The sequence below is a fragment of the Neorhizobium sp. T25_13 genome, assembly GCF_002968675.1.
In the GTDB taxonomy this organism is placed as follows: domain Bacteria; phylum Pseudomonadota; class Alphaproteobacteria; order Rhizobiales; family Rhizobiaceae; genus Neorhizobium; species Neorhizobium tomejilense.
Map to the genome: position 1 here is coordinate 80,131 of NZ_PVBI01000013.1, position 23,892 is coordinate 104,022.

The 23,892-nt window shown below is 61.8% G+C and carries 24 protein-coding genes; 16 read left to right on the forward strand and 8 right to left on the reverse strand.

All coding sequences use genetic code 11. The features are described 5' to 3' along the window. Positions 1-3: 3 nt before the first annotated feature. Positions 4-531, forward strand: a complete 528-nt coding sequence (locus tag C5J22_RS24800; RefSeq protein ID WP_105440408.1) for an RNA polymerase sigma factor — start codon at positions 4-6, stop codon at positions 529-531. Beyond that, complete coding sequence (locus C5J22_RS24805) at positions 528-2,594, forward strand: VWA domain-containing protein (protein ID WP_105440409.1); 2,067 nt, start codon at positions 528-530, stop codon at positions 2,592-2,594. The genes C5J22_RS24800 and C5J22_RS24805 overlap by 4 nt, the downstream gene beginning before the upstream one ends. Before the next feature lie 7 nt (positions 2,595-2,601). Here C5J22_RS24805 and C5J22_RS24810 read toward each other — a convergent pair whose 3' ends face one another. The 3 genes from C5J22_RS24810 to C5J22_RS24820 all read right to left on the reverse strand — a co-directional run bounded on the left by C5J22_RS24810 (position 2,602) and on the right by C5J22_RS24820 (position 5,098). Then, positions 2,602-2,946: a hypothetical protein gene (locus tag C5J22_RS24810; protein ID WP_105440410.1), complete on the reverse strand. Its 345-nt coding sequence runs from the start codon at positions 2,944-2,946 to the stop codon at positions 2,602-2,604. Between the two features lie 24 nt (positions 2,947-2,970). Beyond that, complete coding sequence (gene bmt, locus C5J22_RS24815) at positions 2,971-3,984, reverse strand: betaine--homocysteine S-methyltransferase (protein WP_105440411.1); 1,014 nt, start codon at positions 3,982-3,984, stop codon at positions 2,971-2,973. A gap of 118 nt (positions 3,985-4,102) precedes the next feature. Beyond that, positions 4,103-5,098: an ABC transporter substrate-binding protein gene (locus tag C5J22_RS24820; RefSeq protein ID WP_105440412.1), complete on the reverse strand. Its 996-nt coding sequence runs from the start codon at positions 5,096-5,098 to the stop codon at positions 4,103-4,105. Positions 5,099-5,791: 693 nt separating this feature from the next. On the opposite strand from C5J22_RS24820, the gene cobU reads away from it, so the two are divergent. Beyond that, a complete protein-coding gene (cobU, locus tag C5J22_RS24825) occupies positions 5,792-6,313 on the forward strand; it encodes a bifunctional adenosylcobinamide kinase/adenosylcobinamide-phosphate guanylyltransferase (RefSeq protein ID WP_105440413.1) in 522 nt (173 codons plus the stop codon). Here the strand turns inward: cobU and C5J22_RS24830 are convergent. Continuing rightward, complete coding sequence (locus C5J22_RS24830) at positions 6,310-7,095, reverse strand: TSUP family transporter (RefSeq protein ID WP_105440473.1); 786 nt, start codon at positions 7,093-7,095, stop codon at positions 6,310-6,312. The two genes, cobU and C5J22_RS24830, sit on opposite strands and share 4 nt — an antisense overlap. Positions 7,096-7,273: 178 nt before the next feature. On the opposite strand from C5J22_RS24830, the gene C5J22_RS24835 reads away from it, so the two are divergent. From C5J22_RS24835 to C5J22_RS24870, 8 genes are all read left to right on the forward strand, one after another. After that, positions 7,274-8,245 (forward strand): nucleoside hydrolase, encoded by a 972-nt coding sequence (locus tag C5J22_RS24835; RefSeq protein WP_105440414.1) that lies wholly within the window; start codon positions 7,274-7,276, stop codon positions 8,243-8,245. 117 nt (positions 8,246-8,362) lie between these two features. Next, positions 8,363-8,647 (forward strand): acyl carrier protein, encoded by a 285-nt coding sequence (locus C5J22_RS24840; protein ID WP_092662234.1) that lies wholly within the window; start codon positions 8,363-8,365, stop codon positions 8,645-8,647. A gap of 31 nt (positions 8,648-8,678) precedes the next feature. Beyond that, on the forward strand, positions 8,679-9,152 hold the full coding sequence (locus C5J22_RS24845; RefSeq protein ID WP_037082199.1) for a 3-hydroxyacyl-ACP dehydratase FabZ family protein: 474 nt from the start codon (positions 8,679-8,681) through the stop codon (positions 9,150-9,152). 39 nt (positions 9,153-9,191) lie between these two features. After that, complete coding sequence (locus tag C5J22_RS24850; RefSeq protein WP_105440415.1) at positions 9,192-10,391, forward strand: beta-ketoacyl-ACP synthase; 1,200 nt, start codon at positions 9,192-9,194, stop codon at positions 10,389-10,391. Between the two features lie 10 nt (positions 10,392-10,401). Then, a complete protein-coding gene (locus tag C5J22_RS24855) occupies positions 10,402-11,688 on the forward strand; it encodes a beta-ketoacyl-ACP synthase (RefSeq protein ID WP_105440474.1) in 1,287 nt (428 codons plus the stop codon). A 59-nt stretch (positions 11,689-11,747) separates the two neighbouring features. Next, positions 11,748-12,776 carry a zinc-binding dehydrogenase gene (locus C5J22_RS24860; RefSeq protein WP_105440416.1) on the forward strand — a complete coding sequence of 343 codons (1,029 nt, stop codon included), beginning with the start codon at positions 11,748-11,750 and terminating at the stop codon, positions 12,774-12,776. Between the two features lie 10 nt (positions 12,777-12,786). Next, on the forward strand, positions 12,787-13,716 hold the full coding sequence (locus C5J22_RS24865; protein WP_105440417.1) for a lipid A biosynthesis lauroyl acyltransferase: 930 nt from the start codon (positions 12,787-12,789) through the stop codon (positions 13,714-13,716). Between the two features lie 171 nt (positions 13,717-13,887). Next, positions 13,888-14,601 carry a PAS domain-containing protein gene (locus C5J22_RS24870; RefSeq protein ID WP_105440418.1) on the forward strand — a complete coding sequence of 238 codons (714 nt, stop codon included), beginning with the start codon at positions 13,888-13,890 and terminating at the stop codon, positions 14,599-14,601. A 3-nt stretch (positions 14,602-14,604) separates the two neighbouring features. Here the strand turns inward: C5J22_RS24870 and C5J22_RS24875 are convergent, their stop codons facing one another. From C5J22_RS24875 to C5J22_RS24885, 3 genes are all read right to left on the reverse strand, one after another. Next, complete coding sequence (locus C5J22_RS24875; RefSeq protein ID WP_105415981.1) at positions 14,605-14,961, reverse strand: VOC family protein; 357 nt, start codon at positions 14,959-14,961, stop codon at positions 14,605-14,607. Positions 14,962-14,970: 9 nt separating this feature from the next. Beyond that, positions 14,971-15,378, reverse strand: a complete 408-nt coding sequence (locus C5J22_RS24880) for a polyketide cyclase (protein ID WP_105440419.1) — start codon at positions 15,376-15,378, stop codon at positions 14,971-14,973. Positions 15,379-15,446: 68 nt separating this feature from the next. Further along, on the reverse strand, positions 15,447-16,178 hold the full coding sequence (locus tag C5J22_RS24885; RefSeq protein ID WP_172746770.1) for a helix-turn-helix domain-containing protein: 732 nt from the start codon (positions 16,176-16,178) through the stop codon (positions 15,447-15,449). 230 nt (positions 16,179-16,408) lie between these two features. On the opposite strand from C5J22_RS24885, the gene gndA reads away from it, so the two are divergent. Then, positions 16,409-17,842, forward strand: a complete 1,434-nt coding sequence (gene gndA, locus C5J22_RS24890) for an NADP-dependent phosphogluconate dehydrogenase (RefSeq protein WP_105440421.1) — start codon at positions 16,409-16,411, stop codon at positions 17,840-17,842. Positions 17,843-17,909: 67 nt separating this feature from the next. On the opposite strand, the gene C5J22_RS24895 is transcribed toward gndA, so the two are convergent. After that, on the reverse strand, positions 17,910-18,962 hold the full coding sequence (locus C5J22_RS24895; RefSeq protein WP_105403514.1) for a LacI family transcriptional regulator: 1,053 nt from the start codon (positions 18,960-18,962) through the stop codon (positions 17,910-17,912). A 417-nt stretch (positions 18,963-19,379) separates the two neighbouring features. Between C5J22_RS24895 and C5J22_RS24900 the strand changes: the two genes are divergently transcribed. From C5J22_RS24900 to C5J22_RS24915, 4 genes are all read left to right on the forward strand, one after another. Beyond that, positions 19,380-20,615, forward strand: coding sequence for an ABC transporter substrate-binding protein (locus C5J22_RS24900; protein ID WP_046666978.1), 1,236 nt, complete (start codon positions 19,380-19,382; stop codon positions 20,613-20,615). A gap of 99 nt (positions 20,616-20,714) precedes the next feature. Then, a complete protein-coding gene (locus C5J22_RS24905; RefSeq protein ID WP_007760323.1) occupies positions 20,715-21,617 on the forward strand; it encodes a carbohydrate ABC transporter permease in 903 nt (300 codons plus the stop codon). A 10-nt stretch (positions 21,618-21,627) separates the two neighbouring features. Next, the gene (locus C5J22_RS24910) at positions 21,628-22,569 is read left to right on the forward strand and encodes a carbohydrate ABC transporter permease (RefSeq protein ID WP_105440475.1); all 942 of its coding nucleotides are present in this window, start codon (positions 21,628-21,630) and stop codon (positions 22,567-22,569) included. A 5-nt stretch (positions 22,570-22,574) separates the two neighbouring features. Further along, positions 22,575-23,687, forward strand: coding sequence for an ABC transporter ATP-binding protein (locus C5J22_RS24915; RefSeq protein WP_105425845.1), 1,113 nt, complete (start codon positions 22,575-22,577; stop codon positions 23,685-23,687). The last annotated feature ends 205 nt before the right edge of the window (positions 23,688-23,892 follow it).

A 23,892-nucleotide genomic window follows, 5' to 3' on the forward strand; every position in this document is an offset into this window, starting at 1 on the left:
TAAGTGAGCGCGGAAATCCTCGATAAGGCATGCCAGGGCGACCGCAATGCGTTTTCAGCGCTCGTCGCGGCGCATTACGATTTTATTCATGCCGTCGCCTGGCGCTGGTGCGGCTCTGAAAGCGATGCGGAAGACATCGCCCAGGATGTCTGTATCCGCCTGGGCAAGGCGATCCGCAGCTTCAAGGGGCAGTCGGCGTTCCGCACCTGGCTCTACACGCTGACACTGAATGCGGTGCGCGACCATCAGCGCCAGTCCTCCCGCCGGCGACGGGACCAGGACCGGCTTGCAAACGACCCGATCTTCTTTTCGCATCTGGAGCCGGAGGAAGACGATCGCGGCAACTGGCTGTGGGCCGCGGTGCGCCGTCTGCCGGAAAAACAGCGGGATGCGGTCCTGCTGGTCCATGGCGAAGGGCTCTCCCATGCGGCTGCGGCGGGCGTTCTCGACTGCAGCGAAAACACGGTCTCCTGGCATCTGCATGAGGCTCGCAAACGATTGAAGGACCTTCTGAAGAAGGAGGCGGTTTGACCATGACGGACGAATTCGACCAGCTCGGCAATTTGGCCCCGGCGCCCCGCGCTTCCGATGCGGCACGCGCCCGTGCGCTTGCCGCCGCCATGCAGGCGTTCGACGAGACGGAAAAAAATGCCGCACCCGGCAAAGGAAGTTCCTGGTGGCAGCGTCAAAGCTCCGTTCTCAACCGGATCTGGAGCACTCGCATGGTCACCCAACACCGTTATCTCGCCGGCTCTGCGCTTGCGACGATGCTGATCATTCCCACAGCCGCACTGCTGACATTCGAACTGACGCGCGGAAACCTGCCGAACTCAGGCCAGGTCGCCCTGCCGCAAGTCCTGGACGCGCCGAAGCCCACTGTGGAAAGAGGTCCGGTGCCGCCGGTCGCGAAGCCGGCTGAACCGCGGCAGCAGGAAGCGGCACGGGGCAGTGACGGTGCACCATCGGCTCAACCCTCCAGGCAAAGCGATTTTGCCGAGTCGGATATTGCCCGGCTGCTGAACAAGCGGGAGGCCAGCGGTGGCGCGGCCAAAGGAAGCGTGGCGCCCGGTCCCGTGGCACCGCCGCCGGTCATGGCTGAGCGTGCGGTACCATTGGCCGCCGCTCCCCGTTATGCGCCAACCGAGCGTGAAATCCTGCCGACACTCGAAGAAAGCCGCGACCGTTTCGCCAATGCGAACACCAATCCGGTAAGGAGCGTCGCGACCGATCCGGTCTCGACCTTCTCCGTCGACGTCGATACCGCGTCCTACGCCTTCGTCCGACGCTCGCTGCTGGAGGGACATCTGCCTGATCCCGACAGTGTGCGTGTCGAGGAGATGATCAATTATTTCCCCTATGACTGGCCACGGCCGCAGACGGTCGACGAACCGTTCCGCACCACCGTCACCGTCACGCCGACCCCGTGGAATAGTGGCACGCGGCTGATGCATGTGGCGATCAAGGGCTTCGAGACCGCGCCGGCCGCGCAGCCTGCCGCCAATCTCGTTTTCCTGATTGACGTATCGGGCTCGATGAACGCGCCAGACAGGCTGCCTTTGCTGAAAAGCGCTTTCCGGCTGCTGGTCGGCAAGCTGAAACCGGAGGACAAGGTCTCGATCGTCACCTATGCAGGCAATGCCGGGACGGTGCTTGAGCCGACGTCTGCCCGTGAGCGGGACAAGATTCTCGCTGCAATCGACAATCTGCGGCCCGGCGGCTCGACGGCCGGCGCCGAAGGCATCGATGCGGCCTATCGCCTGGCCCGCCAGGCCTTCATCCAGGGCGGCGTCAACCGGGTGATGCTGGCGACCGACGGCGATTTCAACGTGGGCGTTTCGAGCGACGAAGAGCTCAAGCGGATCATCGAGCAGCGCCGCAAGGACGGCATCTTCCTGTCGGTTCTCGGTTTCGGAAAGGGCAATCTCAACGACAGCCTGATGCAGACGCTCGCTCAGAACGGCAACGGCACGGCCGCCTATATCGATACGCTCGCCGAGGCGCAGAAGGCGCTTGTCGACGAGGCCGGCTCGACGCTTTTCCCGATCGCCAAGGACGTCAAGATCCAGGTGGAGTTCAATCCGCAACAGATCGGCGAATATCGTCTGGTCGGTTACGAGACCCGGGCGCTAAAGCGCGAGGATTTCAACAACGACCGGGTGGATGCCGGCGATATCGGCTCCGGCCATACGGTGACGGCGATCTACGAGGTGACGCCGAAAGGCAGTGCCTCGGCGCTCAACGACCCGCTCCGTTACGGCCCGGCCGCGGCGTCGGCGCCCATCCCGGTCTCCGGTGAAATGGCCTTCGTCAAAATCCGCTACAAGCAGCCGGATGGCGACACCAGCAAGCTGATCACCACCCCGGTCACGGAGATGAATGCGGTGCGCGACTTCTCGGCGGCACCTCAGGACGTGCGTTTCGCCACGGCCGTCGCCGCCTTCGGTCAGAAACTGCGCGGCACCGATGCGCTCGATGCCTATCCCTACCGCCTGATCCTCGACATGGCGCGCAATGCCCGCGGCGAGGATGCGTTCGGATATCGGAGCGGGTTCCTCGACCTGATGCGGCTCGCCGAGACCCTGGACCGTCGTTAGACGGCACTCAAACCTTGGGGTATGCCCGCTCCAGGCCGCCGGAGCGGGCAAGCCCGTCGCGAAACGCTGAATAGGCCGGATGCTGGCTGGACTTCGCCGCTTCCATCAGCCGGATCTGCAGCCGGGCAGGGGCGATGTCGCCGATCCACTCGCCGCATTTCTGCAGCTTCAGCGAATTCAGGAACTTCGCTTCCGACGCGTTATGCAGGTGGAGGTGCAAACCATCGAGCAGCAGGTCGTCGGACGTCGGATTGTCCATCAACAGCATCAGCCAGGACTGATTTTCGGCCGAGAAAGTGGAAAGGCTTTCCGCTACCGTCTCCCGGCTGCCGATCGGGGATATGTTTGCCATGTCTGTGTCCTTCAGCCCAACGCGTCAGCCGCGGCGGCGGCGTCTTTCCCGGCCGGAATCTCCGCCCGATTCACTGGCTGTCTTATTGCGCAGCGGGCCGATCTTGTCGACGATTTCCTCGATCGTCGGTCGCGGCCGAGGGGTATAATCGTCGAGTGCGGCGCGCATGGCGGCCAGATGTTCGCAGGACGTGCCGCAGCATCCGCCGATGATCTTTGCGCCGGCATCGCGGGCAAGCCTTGCATATTCGGCCATCAGCGGCGGCGTACCGGAATAGAAGATCTCGGCGCCGCGAAATTCCGGAATGCCGCAATTGCCCTTGACGATGGTGACGGCGTCAGGATCGGCGGCGGTGATGTCGAGCAGGCTCGACAGGATATCGGACGCGCCGACACCGCAATTGGCGCCGGCCGCGACCGGACCTTCACCGACATCCTTCGCCACGCTGTGGATCTGCTTGGGATCGAGCCCCATCATCGTCCTGCCGGCCGTGTCGAAAGAGCCGGTATAGGTATAGGGCAACCCGGTCCTGACGGCAGCCTCGGCCGCCGCGCGGATTTCTTCCGGCGCGGACATGGTCTCGATCCAGGCGATATCGGCGCCGCCGGCCTTCAGGCCCTCGATCTGTTCCGCGAAGGCGGCGACCGCATCCTCGTAGGTCAGGGCTCCGAGCGGAACGAACAATTCGCCGGTCGGTCCGACCGAACCCGCGACGATCACCTTGCGGCCCGCTCCGTCTGCCACCTTGCGGGCAATCTCGGCAGCAAGCCGGTTGAGTTCGTGCACCCGGCCTTCCGCCTTGTGCAGCTTCAGCCGTTGGCGCGTGCCGCCGAAGGAATTGGTGAGGATGATGTCTGCGCCTGCATCGACGAAATCCTGATGCAGCTTCTCGATCTTTTCAGGCGCGGCCTCGTTCCACAGTTCCGGCGCTTCGCCGGCCTCGAGGCCCATGGCGAAGAGATTGGTGCCGGTCGCGCCGTCGGCCAGTAGCACGCCCTTTTCGGCCAGAAGTTCGGTCAGTGCGTTGGCGGTCGGCATGGCGGCGCTCCTTGCAATGGAAATATCATATAAAGAATCCTTTATATGATTGCAACTCGCCGCCGCATGCCTCTTCGCGACGCCGGCGGCTTCAGCAGCGCCGGTTCAAACAATCGCGTCAGAGTGCTGCCTTGATCTTGTCGGCGACGTCGGGAGCGACCCACTTGGTCCAGATATCCGGACTGCTTTGCAGGAAATGTTTGGCGGCGGCTTCGTTGGTGCTCTTGTTCGCTTCCTGCCAGGCCAGCACGCTGTTGACCGTCATATTGGTCCACTTACGCCTCTTGATATAGTCCATCGCCACCTCGGCCTTCTGAGCGAACTGTTTGGTGACCAGAGTGAAGGCCTGGGACGTCGGATAGGAGTTGACCTTCGGGTTCGGGCAGTTGGGAACCGCGGTGCAGGCGTCCCAATCGGCCTTGTCGTGCGGGACGTTGAAGGAGAGCTTCACCATCTCGTATTTGCCGAGGAAGGCGGTCGGCGCCCAGTAGTAGCCGAGCCAGCCGGTCTTTTTCTCGAAGGCGTTGGTGATCGGACCATCAAGGCCGGCGGCAGTGCCGGTATCGATCAAATCGAACTTCTTTTCCTCGGCGCCAAGCGCCCTGAACAGGTTGGCGGTCGAAACCTGGCAGCTCCAGCCGGACGGGCAGTTATAGATGGCACCCCTTCCAGCCTTCTGCGGCGTCGGGAAAAGATCCGGATGCATCAGTGCCTGCTGCACGGTCTTGATATCGGGATGGGCGTCGGCCAAGAATTTCGGAATCCACCAGCCTTCGACGGCCCCGTCGGAGAGGATCTCCGCGCCGACGATCATGCGGCCCTCGGCAACGGCCTTGTCGAGTGTGGTGCGCACCGAGTTGATCCAGAACTCCGGCGCCAGATCCGGCTGGCCTCTTTCGTTCATGGACGTGAAGGTCGGAAGCGTGTCGCCCGGGACGAGCTGGACCGTGCAGCCGAAACCTTGTTCGAGGATGATCTTGTCGAGATTGGCCGCAATGCCGGCAGAAGCCCAGTTCATTTCGGCGATCGAGACTGAACCACAATCGGCTTGTGCCGAACCTGCAAAAGCATAGAGACCGCCGGCGAAGACCATGGAAGCGAGGATTTTTTTCATTTTGGGACCTCCCGGTCTTTCCTTTCACTGTTCACTTCAATCGAGCGCGAGGTGGTGCATGTTCTGCGACAGCTTTCCACGGATACTGTGCACTTATTATGTCAGCTCAAATCACGGTACGTCTTCCTCATCAGAAAGCAACATTTGCAGACCCGCGAGCGCGAAACAGTGTCGTGTCAGGTTGGGCCTTTTTCCGGTAGCCGCCGCTGTTCACGTCGTCATTCTTGCGGAAAGAACAGAAAATTGAGAAAAACGCGCGGCTTACGGGGTTCACTAACCATCCGGTAAGAATGTCGCGTTATTGCTTTTCATGCGGGCGGTTAGCTCGCGCTTGGCGCCGGATCAGGTAGTGCGTACCGGTCGCCCTCGCCGTCCGATGGCAGGCCCTGTTTTGTTGGCCCGCGGACACTTCATCTTTCGATCGTTGTCAAATTCGCGATTGTCAAATACGGGGCCACGGCCTCCTTTGCCAAATGTGCGGATTTGTGGCCGAAATCGGCTGGCCGGACGCGGCCAGCCGTGGCTGCCTGCGGCGATGAAGCCGAGCAACGGCAAGCGGGTGTTGGTTGACACTTCGCGTATATAGCTGCACCATTTGACCGTAATGCGAATCCAGAGACATCATCACCAACAGGGCCGGACGCCTCCTGTCTACGAATCGTCCGGTCCCCTCTGGTTCAGGCCATTTTCTCCATGACACGCACCGGTCACGTCACCCTTGTCCTCGGCGGCGCCCGCTCGGGCAAATCCGGGTTTTCGGAAAGGCTTGCCCATGAGAGCGGCCTGGAAAGGCACTACGTTGCCACCGGTCGTGCCTATGACGACGAGATGCGCGTGCGCATCGCCCGGCATCGTGTCGATCGCGGAGACGGCTGGACCACGCATGAAGTGCCGCTCGATCTGGTGGAGCGATTGGCCGAAATCGATGCGCCGGGGAGGGTCATCCTTGTCGATTGCCTGACGCTCTGGCTTACCAACCTGATGATGGACGAGTGCGATATCGACACTGCCGCGGTCGCATTCGTGCGCCGGTTCGAAAGCCTCTCGGCGAAACTGATCGTCGTCTCCAACGAGGTCGGCCTCGGCATCGTGCCGGACAACAGAATGGCGCGGGAGTTCAGGGACCATGCCGGTAGGCTGCATCAGCGGATCGCGGCATCTGCCGACGAGGTCTTCTTCGTCGCCGCCGGTCTGCCGATGAGGATGAAGGGCTAGAAGCCGAGCCAGACGCGGACGGGATGGGTCGGATCGGCGAGCAGCTTCAGGGCGAGCGCCAGGCAGGAGATGACGAGCAGCGGCTTGATCAGTTTCGCGCCGTTCTTCATGGCCAGCCGTGAGCCGACCTGGGCGCCGAGGAATTGGCCGGCGCCCATGATCAGGCCAATCTTCCAAAGTACGGACCCGGTTGCCGCAAAGACCAGGAACGAGCCGAAATTCGAGCCGAGATTGATGAGCTTGGTATGGGCGGTCGCCTTCAGCATGCCAAAGCCGGCGAGCAGCACGAAACCCAGCATGTAGAACGAGCCGGCGCCAGGTCCGAATATGCCGTCATACAGGCCGACCAACGGAACGATCGTCACCCCGAATACCAAGGGCGTCACCCGGCGGTGACTGTCGATATCGTTGAGATTGGGTTTGATGGCGAAGAACAGCGCGATGGCGATCAACAGGAACGGGATTGCCGCGGCAAGCCAGCCCGCCGGCACCAGTGACGCGAGCGCGGCGCCGACGGCCCCTCCGATCAGCGACATCGCCGCCATCGGCAACTGGCTTTTCAAGTTCACATGGCCACGGCGCGCATAGGCGATCGTCGCGGATGCCGATCCGAACTGCGATTGCAGCTTGTTGGTGGCGAGCGATTCGAGCGGCGGGATGCCGGCGATCAGCATGACCGGAATGGTGATGAGCCCGCCACCGCCGGCGATCGAATCGACGAAACCGGCAAAAATCGCGGCAAGAAACAGCAGGAAGAGGAGTTGGAATGCAAGGTCGGTCAAGGGAAGGAGACTCTGTCGGCGGAAGCGCATCCGGACGGGTGCGGCGTGCTTCTTGCATCGAACCGTCGCGACTGCAACCGCCTCCAGCGGGACCCCAGCCATGTTGCTTCCGGGATTGCGCATCATCGGTTTGGCGTTATTGTGCGCGGCTTTCGAAGAGCCGAACGAGGAAAAGCTTATGCACAAGGTCATTTTCGATACGGACCCCGGCGTTGACGATGCGATGGCGCTGCTCTTTCTGCACCGGCACCCGGAAATCGATCTTCTCGGCGTGACGACCGTTTTCGGCAATGTGTCCCTCGATCTCACCACCCGTAATGCGCAGTTCCTGCATCAGGAATGGGGAATCTCCGCGCCGATCGCCAGAGGCGCCGACAGGACGATCGATCCGCTGCGAAGCGACGATCGCGCCGCTTCCGTCGTGCACGGTCTGGACGGTCTCGGCAATATCGGCCTTCCTGAGACGATCGACTGGCCGCTCGATCCGCGTCCCGCCTACCAGTTCATCATCGATACCGTCCGCGACAATCCGGGCGAGGTGACGCTGATCGCCGTCGGCCGCATGACAAACCTGGCGCTGGCGCTGCAGGCCGATCCGGATTTCGCCGGTCTCGTCAAGGAAGTCGTCGTCATGGGCGGCGCCTTCGATGTGAACGGCAATGTCACGCCGGCAGCGGAAGCCAATATCCATGGCGACCCGGAAGCCGCCGACATCATCTTTACCACACCCTGGAAGGTCACCATCGTCGGGCTCGACGTGACGCTGAAGACGATCATGACCGGGGAGTATCTTGCCGACATGGCCAAGTCGGGCGAAAAGGCGGTGCAGCTGCTATCCGACCTGTCGCAATATTACATCGAGTTCTACAAGAGCCGAGTCGGCATCGCCGGCATGGCGGTGCATGACAGCACGGCCTGCGTCTATCTGGTACGGCCGGACCTCTTCATTCTCCGCAGCGGCGCGGTGCGAGTCGTCTGCGGCGGCATTGCCGACGGCGAAACGATCCAGGCCCCCGACAGCGGCCGCAAGTTCGTCGGCACGGCCTGGGACGGCCAGCCGAGCCAGTGGGTGTGCACCGATGTCCGATCGGGCGAGGTTCTGGAGGTGATCCGGGCTGCGCTGGTCGACAGCCGGGCCTCCGGCGCCTAGGCGATTGCTGTTTCGGCAACAGTTCCGGTGCAAATTTTCATGCGGGAAGACGAAGCCATTGGCATTTGTGATCGATTTCCCTATGTGGAACCTTGATTTTGATATTCGACAAAGGACATGGGCGTGACAGCTACATTCGATAAAGTTGCCGACATCATCGCTGAGACCAGCGAAATCGATCGCGAGACGATCACGCCGGAAAGCCACACGATCGACGACCTGGGCATCGACAGCCTGGATTTCCTGGATATCGTGTTCGCAATCGACAAGGAATTCGGGATCAAGATTCCGCTGGAACAGTGGACCCAGGAAGTCAACGAGGGCAAGGTTTCGACCGAAGAGTACTTCGTGCTGAAGAACCTGTGTGCCAAGATCGACGAGCTGAAGGCGGCCAAGGGCTGATCGTCACTGATCATCCCGGGCCGGCAAACTCATGCTGCTCGAATATTTCCAGATGATCGACCGCGTCGAAGCGGTCGATCTTGGGGCCAAAGTGTTGAAGGCGCGGTCTGTCGTGCCTTCCAAAAGCCCTGTCTTCGAAGGCCATTTTCCCGGAATGCCGCTGGTGCCGGGCGTGCTCCTGATCGAGACCATGGCGCAGGCCTCCGGTTTCCTGGTGCTTGCCGCCACCGATTTCGCCGCCATGCCGTTCCTGATGTCGGTCGACGGCGCCAAGATGCGCGCCTTTGTGGAGCCCGACGCAGTTCTCGACATCGAGGCGTTTCTGGAGCATGAGGGGTCCGGTTACGCGGTGACCAAGGCAAAGATCACGTGTAACGGCAAGAAGGTCTGCGACGCACAGCTCAAACTGCGCACCATGCCGTTCAGCGAAATCCCGCTGGCGCCGGTCATCCGCAAGCGTGCGGAAGAGGTCGGCCTGATGGATGCGATTGCCGCAAGCGCATAAAAGCCCGCCCGTTCAGTCCGGTGGGTCAAAGAGGACATTATGAAGTCTGACAATGATGTCGTGATCACTGGTATCGGGATCGTCACCAGCCAGGGCGTGGGCAAGGAGCCGCATATCGCGCTCCTGTCGTCGCCGGAAGCGGGTGCCCCGAAAGTCGAGACCGATCGTTTCGCGCCGTATCCGGTGCATCTGATGCCCGAGATCGACTGGTCGGCGCAGATCGCCAAGCGCGGCGACCAGCGCCAGATGGAGAACTGGCAGCGGCTCGGCGTATTTTCGGCCGGCCTTGCTCTCGACGACGCCGGCCTGAAGACCGATGCGGACGCCTGCGCCTCCATGGACATGATCGTCGCCGCCGGTGGCGGCGAGCGCGACATCAAGGTCGATTCGCTGATCGTCGACGAAGCGCTGAAGCGCAACGACCGCGAAATGCTCTTGAACGAGAAGCTGACCACCGAGCTCCGCCCGACGCTGTTTCTGGCCCAGCTTTCCAATCTGGTCGCCGGCAATATCTCGATCGTCCACAAGGTCACCGGTTCCTCGCGCACGTTCATGGGTGAAGAAGCGGCCGGCATTTCCGCCGTCGAGACCGCCTTCCACCGCATCAAGGCCGGACAATCCACCCACAGCCTCGTCGGCGGGGCCTTCGTCGCCGAACGGGCCGACATCATTCTTCTGGTCGAAGGCATCCAGGCGCATGCGACGGGTGGCTGGCATCCGCTCTGGTCACGCTCGACCGACAATGGCGGCGGCATGATCATGGGTACTGTCGGGGCCTTCCTGGTGCTCGAATCGCGCGCCCATGCACAAGCGCGCGGCGCCCATATCTACGCAGTCATCGACGCGATCGAGGGCGATCGCGGCAATCGCGATGAAGGCAGGCTCGAAAAGCGCATCACCCGTCTCGCCGGCCATGCCTCGGGCATTTCCAAGGCCGATACGATCGTGTTTTCGGGCGCGAGCGGCGTCGTCGATCTCGCGACGCGGGAGAAGGCGCTGCTGGAGACCGAATTCCCCGGCGCCGCGATCCGCGGATTTGGCGGTATCACCGGCCACGGCATGGAGGCGCAGTTCCCATTGGGTCTGGCGCTTGCGGCACTGACCTTGGATGGCGCGGCAAAAGTTCCCACATTCGATGCCCAGAACGAAAAGCCGATGACGGCGCCTGCCAAACACGCAGTGGTGACGACGGTCGGTTATACGCGCGGCGAGGGCCTTGCAGTCCTCTCGGCCGCGTAAAGGAGCTATGATGAGCGACAACCGCTTCAAGGATCATCTCGGCCGCCCGATCATCGCGATCACCGGCATGGGCGTCATCACCTCGCTCGGCCAGGGCCTTGCCGACAACTGGGCGGCGCTGACCTCCGGCACCTCCGGCATCCACAAGGTGACCCGCTTCCCGACCGAGGGCCTGTCCACCCGGATCAGCGGCACGGTGGATTTCATCGCCGTTCCGGCTGAAAACTCTGTCGAACGCTCCTTCGCCTTTGCCCGCGAGACGACGGTCGAAGCGCTTGCGCAGTCGGGTCTTTCCGGCGATTTCGACGGACCGCTCTTTCTCGCAGCACCGCCGGTCGAGCCGGAATGGAGCGATCGTTTCGCGCTAGCCGACCGCGCTCCGCCTTCGAAGGCCGAAGGCGACGCCTATGACCGTTTCCTCGCCGCAATGCGCGAACGTGCCGACCCGGTCTTCCTTGAAGCCGTGCAGTTCGGCTCGATCTCCGAACGCCTTGCCGACAAGTTCGGCACCCGCGGACTGCCCGTGACCCTCTCGACAGCCTGCGCCTCCGGCGTCACGGCCATCCAGCTCGGCGTCGAAGCGATCCGCCAGGGCCGCACCGACCGTTCGCTGGTGGTCGCGACCGACGGCTCGGTCAGCGCCGAGGCGCTGATCCGCTTCTCGCTCCTTTCCGCACTCTCCACCCAGAACGACCCTCCGGAAAAGGCTTCCAAACCGTTCAGCAAGGATCGCGACGGTTTCGTCATCGCCGAAGGTGCGGCGACGCTGGTGCTTGAATCGCTCGAATCGGCAATCGCCCGCGGCGCCAAGGTGCTTGGCATCATGAAGGGCTGCGGCGAAAAGGCCGACCATTTCCACCGCACCCGTTCCTCGCCGGACGGTGGCCCGGCGATTGCGACGATCCGCGCGGCGCTGGCAGACGCCGGCATGGATGAGGGCAGCATCGGCTATATCAATGCGCACGGCACCTCGACGCCGGAAAACGACAAGATGGAATATGGTGCGATGCTCGCCGTCTTCGGCGACCGGCTGAAGGAAATCCCGGTTTCCTCCAACAAATCGATGATCGGCCATACGCTGACTGCGGCCGGCGCTGTCGAAGCCGTCTTCTCGATCCAGACGATGCTGACAGGAACCCTGCCGCCGACCATCAACTACACCAACCCCGATCCGACGATCGTGCTCGATGTCGTGCCGAACAAAAAGCGGGATGGGCAGCCGACGGCGGTCCTTTCCAACTCATTCGGCTTCGGCGGACAGAACGCCAGCCTTGTCATGGCGCTGGAACCGGCTTAGAGACCGTCGCCAATCACGTTTGACGAATTGGGACGCCTCCGGGCGAAGGAAGACCTATTATGCGCGCTCTGCAACTGATCGATGACCGGAAGCTCGAAGCCGTGGACATTCCCGAGCCCGAGGCCCCCGGCCCAGGCGAGGTAACGCTGCGGGTCAAGGCCGTCGCGCTCAACCATATCGACGTCTGGGGCTGGCGCGGCATGGCGTTCGCCAAGCGCAAGATGCCGCTGACGATCGGAGCGGAAGCCTCCGGCGTCGTCGAGGCGATCGGGCCGGGCGTTTCGAACGTCCTGCCGGGCCAGCTCGTGTCGATCTACGGCGCGCGCACCTGCGGCCTCTGCAAGCCCTGCCGCGAGAAGCGCGACAATCTCTGCGAACACGTGTCGGGCGTGCACGGCTTCCACCTTGACGGCTTCGCGCAGGAAAAGGCCAATTTGCCTGCTCGCCTTCTCGTACCTGCACCTCCAGGCGTCGATGCGGTCGCCGCAGCGCTGGCACCGGTCACCTTCGGGACGGTCGAGCACATGTTGTTCGACAATGCCAAGCTGCAGCCGGGCGAAACCATTCTGGTCCATGCCGGCGGCTCGGGCATCGGCACGGCGGCGATCCAGCTCGCCAAGAAGATCGGCTGTACGGTGATCACCACGGTCGGTTCGGACGACAAGATCGAACGGGCCAAGGCGCTCGGCGCCGATCACGTCATCAACTACCGCACCGACCGGTTTGAAGGCGTCGTGCGCAAGCTCACCAAGAAGAAGGGCGTCGACGTCGTCTTCGAACATGTCGGCAAGGACACCTGGGCCGGCTCGATGCTGTGCATGAAGCGCGGCGGGCGCCTCGTCACCTGCGGCTCCACGTCCGGCATCTCGACCGACATGAACCTGATGATGCTGTTCCAGCAGCAGCTGAAGCTGTTCGGCTCCTTCGGCTGCCGCATGGAGAACATGGCGAATGCCATGCAGAAGATGGCCCAGGGCATCGTTCATCCGGTGATCGACACGGAAGTCACCTTCGCCGAGATCGACAAGGCGCTGGAACGGATGGAAACCCGCCAGGTGTTCGGCAAGATCGTGCTCCGGATGGACTGAGGCGTCCCCCGTGAAGATGTTCCTTACCCGGATCGCTCTGGCGCTACTCCACTTCCAGCAATGGCTGGTGGCGCAGAGCGCGTTCGGGCTCCTGAATTTCCTGAAGATCTTTCCCGCCGATCCGGGCATCCGGTTCGCCGACCGGATGGCGCGTCATATCGGCCCGAAGCTCGGCCGCCACAAGCTGATGCTCGTCAACCTGCGCAACGCCTATCCGGAAAAGACCGACGAGGAGCTTGAGGAGATCGCCATAGCGAGCTGGGGCCATATGGGCCGGCTCGCCGCCGAATACGTCTTCCTCGACCGGCTGTTCGATTTCGATCCGGAACAGGACAAGCCGGGCAGGGTGGAAGTCTCCGGTATTCCGATCTTCGCCGACCTGCGCGACAATCCGCGGCCGTTCATCGTTTTCACGGCCCACACTGGCAATTTTGAACTGCTGCCGGTCGCCGGCAATGCGTTCGGCCTCGAAGTGACGGTTCTCTTCCGGCCGCCGAACAATCCTTATATCGCCGACAAGGTCTTCGCCTTCCGCAGCGCCCGCATGGGCCAGCTCGTGCCTTCGCATGCCGGCTCGTCCTTTGCTCTGGCGCGCAAGCTCGAAACGGGGGGCGGTGTCGGCGTTCTGGTGGATCAGAAGTTCCGCAAGGGCCTCAAGACCAGCTTTTTCGGCCAGCCCGTCCAGACGAGCCCATTGCTCGCAAAGCTGGTTCGGCAGTTCGATGCCGAAGTTTATCCGGCTCGCTGTATCCGGTTGCCGGGCAATCGTTTCCGGCTCGAGATCGAACCGAAGGTAGAACTGCCGCGGGACGCCAACGGCAAACTCGATCTCCAGGCGACCGGGCAGCTGCTCAACGACAAGGTGGAAAGCTGGGTTCGCGAATATCCCGAACAATGGCTCTGGTACCACGACCGGTGGCATATCAAGCGCTATCTGTAAGCAGATTTTGAGATTTTCCGGGCCGCGTTGCTGCGGTCTCTGCTTTAAGTCACCGGCCAAAAATTGGGTTTGCTTTTGAGGGATAAATTAATCTGAATCGCATTGAATATTGGGAGGCGCCGATCTTGGGGAAGAATCGGCGATAATCTCCGGCACGAGGGGGAGGGCATTTTGGAAGCGTTGATCGATCTGTTCTGGTCAAAATATGCCGATCTGCGGCAGGCCGTCGAACGCAACGACGATCATGCAACCGCCTCGCTCGATCGTGACCTCGATCCGCTTCTGCTCGCTGTGTTTTCGAGCCAGAGCAAGGATCCGGCCAGCATCCAGGCGCAATTCCGCTTCGCACTCGATCTCCTGAACGAAGAGGCCGACGATCGCGGCTGCGTCCGTCGCAACGGACATCTGCTGCAGATGCTGGTGGAACGCTACGTCGTTCCGGAGACCGGCCTGTCGGCCAATCGCCGTCCGGAGCCGGAACCGCAGGAGCACGCGGTGATCGCCGATGCGACGGCGGACGGTTTTCTCGACGACGCCCTGCTCAACCGGATTTCCGACCGTATCGTGGTGATCGCGCCGGGCTATCGGATCTTCTACTCCAACGAGACCAACGCACGCCGTCTCGATCTCGATCGCGACGCGCTGATCGGCCGGCATTTTGCTGAATTCGTCGGCCTCCACCGTTTCAAGAACGATTTCAAGCCGAACCTCGATCGCTGCTTTGCGGGCGAGAGCATATCGTTGACTTACGCCGATCAGACTGACGGCCAGACGGTCGTCGTCCGCTGCCGCATGTCGCCCTGCGTTTCGGGATCGTCGCAGCTGATCGGCGCGCTTCTGGTGATGCAGGAAACCGCCGACCGACGTCGGCGCCCCGCGGCCTGACCTTTACTTGTCCGACCAGATGGCCAACTCGTAGCCTTCCGGATCGGCAAAGTGGAAACGCCGTCCGCCGGGAAATGAGAAGATCGGCTTGACGATGCTGCCGCCGGCTTTTTCGGTCCGCCGGAGGGCGTCTTCCAGATCGTCCGCGAAGAGAATGACGAGTGGGCCGCCCTTGGCTGTTACATCCGCCGATTTCGCAAATCCGCCCGTCAGCCGTCCGTCCTGGAACTCGCAGTAATCCGGTCCGTAGTCCGTGAAAGTCCAGCCGAAGGCCGAGCCGTAAAAGGCCTTGGCAGCTTCGACGTCCTTCACATTGAATTCGATATAGTCGATCTTGCGATCCGCTCCCTTGGTTCCCATGGGATCCTCCTATTTCCTTTCTTCCAGCAGGTTCTTCAGCGTCCTGAGATCCTTCCGCACATGGGCGGCATCTGCCTCGAAAGCCGAGTCGTCAAGGTCCGGGCGCTGGAACAGCGTGAACATGACTTCCGCGCCATCGCCGTTCGCCACCACGCGTAGGGGGTTTTCGACGACGAGACCGTTTTCCATCGTCACCGTGTGGTCGAGGATGCCGAATGGATTGTCGGGCGAGAACCGCACGCGTACGAGGCCGACCGGTCCGCCGTCGCCGATCCAGTCGTCACCGTTCTGGGTAAGCCCGGCGGCAAGGCCAGATGCCCAGAGCGGCATGTTTTCAGGCCGGCTCGCGAAGGCGTAGACGTGCTGCCAAGGTCTCTCGATGCCGACATGAATTATACGGGCGGGCAGGGTGGTCATGGTGGAATCCTCGTTTTTTCCCACGGTCTAGCCGATGAGAAACAGCGGTTCTTGAACAAAACGGACAATCAGCTGCAAAGTTGCCCGCGAATTTCTCTCGGCGTCAAAGTCGTCAGCTCCTTCACGTCCCGCGTCATGTGCGCCTGATCGGCATAGCCGGCTTCAAGCGCGAGAAGAGCGAGGTTCCCGGATGCGGGCTGGCGCACCATGCGAAGAAAGCGCTGGAGGCGAAGGATGCGTTCAAGCGTTTTTGGCCCATACCCGAAGTGATCGTGGCTCCGGCGGCGCAAGGTGCGTTCGCCGAGCGCCTGCGTCGCCGACATGCCCTGCAGCGCGCCGCTGCCGAGCTCGTTGAAGAGCGTTTCGACCAGGTTCTGGGGGTCGGCAGCCAGCAATGCCTCTTCTGCCGCCCAAGCCGCGAACAGCCGCCGCCTTTCCATTGCACAGTCCTCTTCGGCCAGCCGTTCTTCCATCGTTCGGACGTCGTCCCGGAGCTCGTGGAGCGGCACGGCTCGTCCGACCAGCTCGCGGAGCGGCACGTCGAGCCAGTTTAAGGCCGCACCCGGCCTGAAGCGCAGGCCGAGGATGGTTTCACCGGGGGCGAGGGCAGGGAAGGCAGCTGTGCGGTCGGGGCCGATCACCATCAGTTGACCGCCGGCCCAGATCAGGTCCGCGCAGCCGTCCGGCACCACCGCAATCTGGCCCTCGAATTCCTGCGGCAGGCGGTGCGACCAGACACGGCAAAACAGCTTCGAAAGCGGCCCGTGCGCCGGTCGCTCTCGGTAAGTGCCGGCGCGCATTGCCAGTATCGGCGTATCCTTGCGCGTATCTTTGGCCGTATTCATACCTCCTTGTGGCATCCGAATTTGGCAGCCGCAAGACGCCGTCCGCCTCGGAGAAAACAGGTCGCTGCGTCGCCGCGGCGAAGACGGAGTGTCATGGAAATTTAATCGTTTAGCGTCGCCATCGCCTTGCCGTTTCCCTATATGAATGCGACAACACCCTCGAATCTCATTATGGAGGCACATCCGTGGAACAGGCAGAAATCGGCCTTATCGGGCTCGGCGTCATGGGCTCAAACCTCTCGCTCAACATTGCCGAAAAAGGCAACAAGATCGCCGTCTTCAACCGGTCTCCGGAAGCGACCCGCAAGTTCTACGCCGAGGCCGGCGAACTGCAGGGCCAGCTTGTCCCCTGCGAGACGCTCGAGGAATTCGTCGCCGCCATCCGCCCGCCGCGGCCGATCATCATCATGATCAAGGCCGGCGATCCGGTCGACCAGCAGATGGAACTCCTGAAGCCTTACCTTTCGGCCGGCGACATCATGATCGATGCCGGCAATGCCAATTTCCGCGACACGATGCGCCGCTTCGACAATCTGAAGGACAGCGGCCTGACCTTCATCGGCATGGGCGTCTCCGGCGGTGAAGAAGGTGCGCGCCACGGTCCGTCGATCATGGTCGGCGGCACCGAGGATAGCTGGAAGCGCGTCGAGAAGGTGCTGACCTCGATCTCGGCAAAATTCAACGACGAGCCTTGCGTCGCCTGGCTCGGCGAGAACGGCGCCGGCCATTTCGTCAAGACCATCCATAACGGCATCGAATATGCCGACATGCAGATGATCGCCGAAATCTACGGCATCCTGCGCGATGGCCTCGGCATGAGCGCGACCGAAATCGGCGACGTATTCGGCAAGTGGAACGAGGGTCGCCTCAACTCCTACCTGATCGAGATCAGCCAGACGGTGCTGAAGGCAGCCGATCCGATTTCCGGCAAGCCGATGGTCGATGTCATCGTCGATGCCGCCGGCCAGAAGGGCACCGGCAAGTGGTCGGTCATCGAAGCTCAGAACATGGGCGTTGCCGCGACCGCCATCGAAGCTGCCGTCGCCGGCCGTGTCCTGTCGTCCCAGAGAACGGAACGCCTGGCTGCCGAAAAGATCTTCGGCCTCCCGAAGGTCGCAGAAGCGCCGAAGGATAAGGCTGCCTTCATCGCCGACCTCGAAAGCGCGCTGCTCGCTGCCAAGATCGCCGCCTATGCGCAGGGTTTTGCCGTCATGTCGGCAGCGTCCGCCGAATATAACTGGAACCTGCCGATGCCGACGATCGCCAAGATCTGGCGCGCCGGCTGCATCATCCGTTCGGCCTTCCTCGATGAGATCACATCGGCCTTCACCAAGGATCCGCATGTGGCGAACCTGATCGTTACGCCGGCGTTTGCGCAGATGGTCAAGGATACGGACGCCCCGCTGCGTCGCGTCGTGTCCTACGCCGCTCTCTCCGGCCTGCCGGTTCCGGCGCTGTCCTCGGCGCTCTCCTATTTCGACGCCTATCGTCGCGGTCGCGGCACCGCGAACCTCATCCAGGCGCAGCGCGACTTTTTCGGCGCCCATGGCTTCGACCGCCTCGATGGCGTCGACAAGCACCATGGCCCGTGGGGCAGCGGCCTTAGCGAGTTCGCCTGATCATTGATCCACGCAATGCAAAACGCCCGCCGGATCCGGCGGGCGTTTTTGTTTTGGTCCCAAGTGCTTAGTCCTTGGGCGCCATCTTCGACCAGACGGGGCTGGCGACGCTCTGCAGCAGTTCCGGGCCGACGCCGTCGATGCGCGCCATCAGGGCCTTGGCGAGTTCCCGACCGGCCTGGCGGATATCCTCGCTCACCGTATAGATCTCCGGCCTAATCCAGTTGAGGAAATCGGCTGACTGCTTCGATACCATGTCGACGTCGTGGCCGAGTTTCTTACCCGCCGCCTCGAGCCCGGCCACCAGGGCGATCGTCGCCGACCCGCTGATCGAGATGATGCCGTCCGGAGGCTCGGCAGCGCGCATCATGCGTTCCGCATAGGCGCGGGTTTCTTCAAGCGGCGTCTCGCTGGTCACCCGGCCCATCGGCACTTCGGTTGCACCGAAATCGGCAAGCCCACGTTCGAAGCCCACGCGGCTGTGGACGTAGAACGAGAAGCGGCTTCCCGGCGACAGGAACGCGATCCTGCGACGGCCTTTTTCTACCAGTTTCTGAACGGCCTTGTAGGCATAGGCCTCGTTGTCATAGTCGTGGTAGGGATGGATTATTCCCATGTCGGTGCGGCCGTGGGTGACGAAGGGCAGGTTCCGCTCCGTCATCAGCCGTACCCGCGCATCGTCGGGCTCGATCCGCGAGATGATCACTCCGTCCGCCGAGCCGGTGTCGAGGATATAGCGTACCGGCACCATCGGATCCTTCTGGAAGGAATGCGGCGTCACCACGAGGTGATATTGCGTGCCGCCCAGCACTTCCGAAATGCCGTGCACCATCTGGCTGGTGAAGCCCATCAGCTCCTCGTCGATGCTGAGCACCAGGGCGATGACATTGGTCTTGCCGGTCCTGAGGCGCACGCCGGCGCGGTTCGGCTGGTAGCCGAGCTGGTTGGCGACGAGGCGAACGCGCTCCTTGGTGTCGGCCCCGATATCCGGCGCATCCTTCAGTGCCCGCGAAACGGTGGTGATGCCGAGGCCCGTCATATAGGCGATCGTTTTCAAGGTAGGACGTTCACGGACCGCCGTCTGCGTTCCGCCCGTCCTTGGTCTTCCGCTGTCATCCATGATTTGCCGTCGCTGCCCCCGAGTCAGGTGGCCACTATAAAGGGCCGAAGCTTGCCCGGAAACGTCGCGACACCTCCCTGTCCTCCAATACGAAATTAATAACTGAAACGATACAGGTAAAATGTCGAGAGGAATTTTGCCCAATGGGAAACCCCTATTCCTCAGAGTTGCACAACGCAGGTGCGAAATGATTTTTTGCAGATGCGAAAATCAGACCTCCTGATATTGCCCACTAGATGCCTATATACTGGCTTCTGATCCTTCTTGAGGGGCGGCTGAACGAGCCAACAGATTTCCCGAAATTCCTCTTTCGGTTGTATTTTCTCGACTCGCGAATTTTTTCGGACAAAACCGGTTGCGTCATATCGGTGATTGCCTTACGTTTTTACGGCAACGTTTCAGTGAGGGAGGAGACTCATGAATATTCGTTCTATGGCGGCTGTTCTTGCCGCAACCGTGATGCTGCCGTTAGGCGCGGCTCATGCCACAGATCTCGAAGTCACCCATTGGTGGACATCCGGAGGCGAAGCTGCCGCAGTCGCGGAACTCGCCAAGGCTTTCAACGCAACCGGCAACAAATGGGTTGACGGCGCGATTGCAGGTTCCGGTGGCACTGCCCGTCCGATCATGATCAGCCGTATCACCGGCGGCGATCCGATGTCGGCCACCCAGTTCAACCACGGCCGCCAGGCCGAGGAACTGGTCCAGGCAGGCCTGATGCGCGATTTCACCGATCTCGCCAAGAAGGAAGGCTGGGACAAGATCGTCCGCCCCGCGGGCCTGCTGAAATCCTGCACTTTCGAGGGCAAGATCTACTGCGTGCCGCTCAACATCCATTCCTGGCAGTGGCTGTGGCTTTCCAACGATGCCTTCAAGAAGGCGGGCGTAGCGGTTCCGAAGAACTGGGACGAGTATGTCGCAGCGGCTCCGGCGCTTGAAAAGGCCGGTATCGTGCCGCTCGCAATCGGCGGCCAGGCCTGGCAGTCGACCGGCCTGTTCAGCGTGCTGACGGTCGCGATCGGCGGCAAGGAAATCTACCAGAAGGTCTATGGCGACAAGGACGCAAAGGTCGCGGCCGGTCCGGAAATGGCCAAGGTCTTCAAGGCAGCCGACGATGCCCGCAAGATGTCGAAGGGCACCAACGTCCAGGACTGGAACCAAGCGACCAACATGGTGATCACCGGCAAGGCCGGCGGTCAGATCATGGGTGACTGGGCGCAGGGCGAATTCCAGCTGGCCGGCAAGAAGGCCGGCGTCGACTATACCTGCCTGCCTGGCCTCGGCGTGAACGAGGTGATCTCGACGGCCGGCGACGCCTTCTACTTCCCGGTCCTCAAGGACGCGGCGAAGACGAAGGCACAGGAAGCGCTCGCCTCGACGCTTCTCGACGCCAAGACCCAGGTTGCCTTCAACCTCAAGAAGGGCTCGCTGCCGGTACGTGGCGACGTCGATCTTGCGGCCGCAAACGACTGCATGAAGAAGGGTCTCGAGATCCTTGCCAAGGGCAATGTCGTCACCAGCACCGACCAGCTTATCACGCAGGATACGCAGAAGCAGCTGGAAGACCTGATGTCGCAGTTCTTCGCCAACACGTCGATCACTGCCGAGGAAGCCCAGAAGCGCTTCGTGGCTATTTTCTCCAAGGCCGGTTGATCCGACAGACAGCGATCCAACAGCCGGCTCCGCGTCCGAGAGGGGCGGGGCCGGTGGTGGCTTGCTTCCTGCAGCCTTTGCTATCCAGAGGAGTTGACCATGGCGGCGCACACTCAGCCCGGCCGACCCAACCAGTTATTCCGCAATCTCAATTCGAAGATTGCCTCGATCCCGATGATGCTGACAGCCGTGGTGATTTTCCTCGGCGGCACGATCTGGACCGTCGTTTATTCCTTCACCAATTCCAAGCTCCTGCCGCGCCTGTCCTTCGTCGGTCTGGAACAGTATGAGCGGCTCTGGGATACGCCGCGCTGGATCGTCTCGATCCAGAATCTGGCGACCTACGGATGCCTGTCGCTGATTTTCAGCCTGACGATCGGTTTCCTGCTGGCGGCCCTGATGGACCAGAAGATCCGTTTCGAAAATACGTTCCGGACGATCTTCCTCTATCCGTTCGCGCTGTCCTTCATCGTTACCGGCCTTGTCTGGCAATGGATCCTGAACCCCGAATTCGGCGTGCAGTCCGTCGTCCGCTCGCTCGGCTGGACGAGCTTCACCTTCGATCCGCTCTACAATTCCGACATCGTCATCTACGGCATCCTGATCGCCGCGCTCTGGCAGGGGACGGGGCTCGTCATGTGCCTGATGCTCGCCGGCCTTCGCGGCATCGACGAGGACATCTGGAAGGCCGCGCGCGTCGACGGCATCCCGATGTGGAAGACCTATCTCTTCATCATCATCCCGATGATGCGGCCGGTCTTCGTCACCACGCTCGTCATCATCGCCAGCGGCATCGTCAGGATCTACGACCTTGTCGTGGCGCAGACGAGCGGCGGCCCCGGCATCGCCTCCGATGTGCCCGCCAAATACGTCTACGACTACATGTTCTTCGCCCAGAACCTCGGCCAGGGCTTTGCGGCATCCACCATGATGCTGCTCGCCGTCGCCATCATCATCGTTCCCTGGGCCTATCTCGAATTCGGAGGACGCAAGCGTGGATAAATCGCTCACGATGCCCGCTTCTGGGCCCGTTTCTAGGCCCGGCATTTCCGCTCCGGCCGGTTCCCGGCTGGAAACCGGGCCGCAGGGAAAACGCCCTCGCAAGGTGCTCTCGTCGCGCAATATCATTGTCTACGGCGCGCTCGGCCTTGCGGCAATTTATTACCTTATTCCTCTCTATGTGATGGTCGTCACCTCGCTGAAGGGCATGCCGGAAATCCGTCTCGGCAATATCTTTTCGCCGCCGATGGAGATCACCTTCGAGCCCTGGGTGAAGGCCTGGGCGGAGGCCTGCACGGGCTTGAACTGCGACGGCCTTTCGCGCGGCTTCTGGAATTCGGTTAGGATCACCGTTCCATCGGTGATCGTGTCGATCGCGATCGCCTCGGTGAACGGTTATGCGCTCGCCAATTGGCGGTTCAAGGGCTCGGAGATTTTCTTCACGATCCTGATCGTCGGTGCATTCATCCCCTATCAGGTGATGATCTATCCGATCGTCATCATACTGCGCGAAATGGGCCTCTACGGCACGCTCTACGGCCTCATCCTGGTGCATTCGATTTTCGGCATGCCGATCCAGACGCTGCTGTTCCGCAACTATTTCGTCTCGCTGCCGGAGGAACTGTTCAAGGCGGCCCGCATCGACGGGGCGGGGTTCTGGCAGATCTATTTCCGGATCATGCTGCCCATGTCGCTGCCGATCTTCGTCGTCTCGATGATCTTGCAGACCACCGGCATCTGGAACGACTTCCTGTTCGGCGTGGTGTTCACCCGGCCGGATACCTATCCGATGACGGTTCAGCTCAACAACATCGTCAATTCCGTCCAGGGCGTGAAGGAATACAACGTCAACATGGCGGCGACGCTGTTGACGGGTGCGGTTCCGCTGATCGTCTATTTCGTTTCCGGCCGGCTTTTCGTCCGCGGTATCGCGGCCGGCGCAGTCAAAGGGTAAGCCTGATGCTCAACAATGTTTCCGCGCGCACTCAGAGCAGCGTTTCCATCCGCGAACTGTCGCTGTCCTTCGGCTCGGTGACGGTGCTCGAAAATCTCAACCTCGACATCCATGATGGCGAGTTCCTGGTCCTTCTCGGCTCGTCCGGCTGCGGCAAGTCCACGCTCTTGAACTGCATTGCAGGACTTCTCGAGCCGACCGAAGGCCAAATCTTCATCAAGGACAAGAACGTCACCTGGGAGGAACCCAAGGACCGCGGCATCGGCATGGTGTTCCAGTCCTACGCGCTCTATCCGCAGATGACGGTCGAGAAGAACCTCTCGTTCGGCCTTCGCGTCGCCAAGGTTCCGAAGGACGAGATCGATCGCCGCGTGGCACGCGCCTCAGGCATTCTGCAGATCGAACCGCTGTTGAAGCGCAAGCCCTCGGAGCTCTCCGGCGGCCAGCGCCAGCGCGTCGCGATCGGCCGGGCGCTGGTGCGCGACGTCGACGTCTTCCTGTTCGACGAGCCGCTGTCGAACCTCGACGCAAAACTACGCTCCGAACTGCGCGTCGAGATCAAGCGGCTGCATCAGGCGCTCAAGAACACGATGATCTACGTCACCCATGACCAGATTGAGGCGCTGACGCTGGCCGACCGCATCGCCATCATGAAGAGCGGCGTCATCCAGCAGCTCGACGATCCGGTGACGATCTACAATCGCCCGAAGAACCGCTTCGTTGCGGGTTTCATCGGTTCGCCATCCATGAATTTCCTGACCGGCGAACTCGTGGATGAGGGCGGCCATACCGTCTTCAAGACCAATGGCGTCAGCTTCTCGCTCGACGGTTACGATGCTTACGAGCCGCTGAAGGGCGGGCGCAAGGTCATTCTCGGCGTCCGTCCGGAGCACATCAAGGTGGACGGCGATATCGCCGGCGGCGAAGTGCATGAGGCGGTGGTCGATATCGAGGAGCCGATGGGCGCCGACAACCTGCTCTGGCTGAAACATGCAGGCCACGTGATGTCGGTTCGCATCGGCGGCGCTCGGCGTTATGCCGTCGGTGCCAAGGTGCGCCTCGCCTTCGACATGACCATGGCTTCGCTGTTCGACGCGGGAACGGAAGAGCGGATCTGATGTTTGCGCCGAGCCAGTCTGATGGGGGCCGGTTACGCTTGCGCCGGGCAGTACCCCCCTCTGTCCTACCGGACATCTCCCCCTCAAGGGGGGAGATCGACTCATGGCAACGTCTCACTATCTTCGACGCTCACGGTCGAAGTGACCCGGGCGCGCCCAGCCAATCTCCCTCCTTGTGGGGGAGATGCCCGGCAGGGCAGAGGGG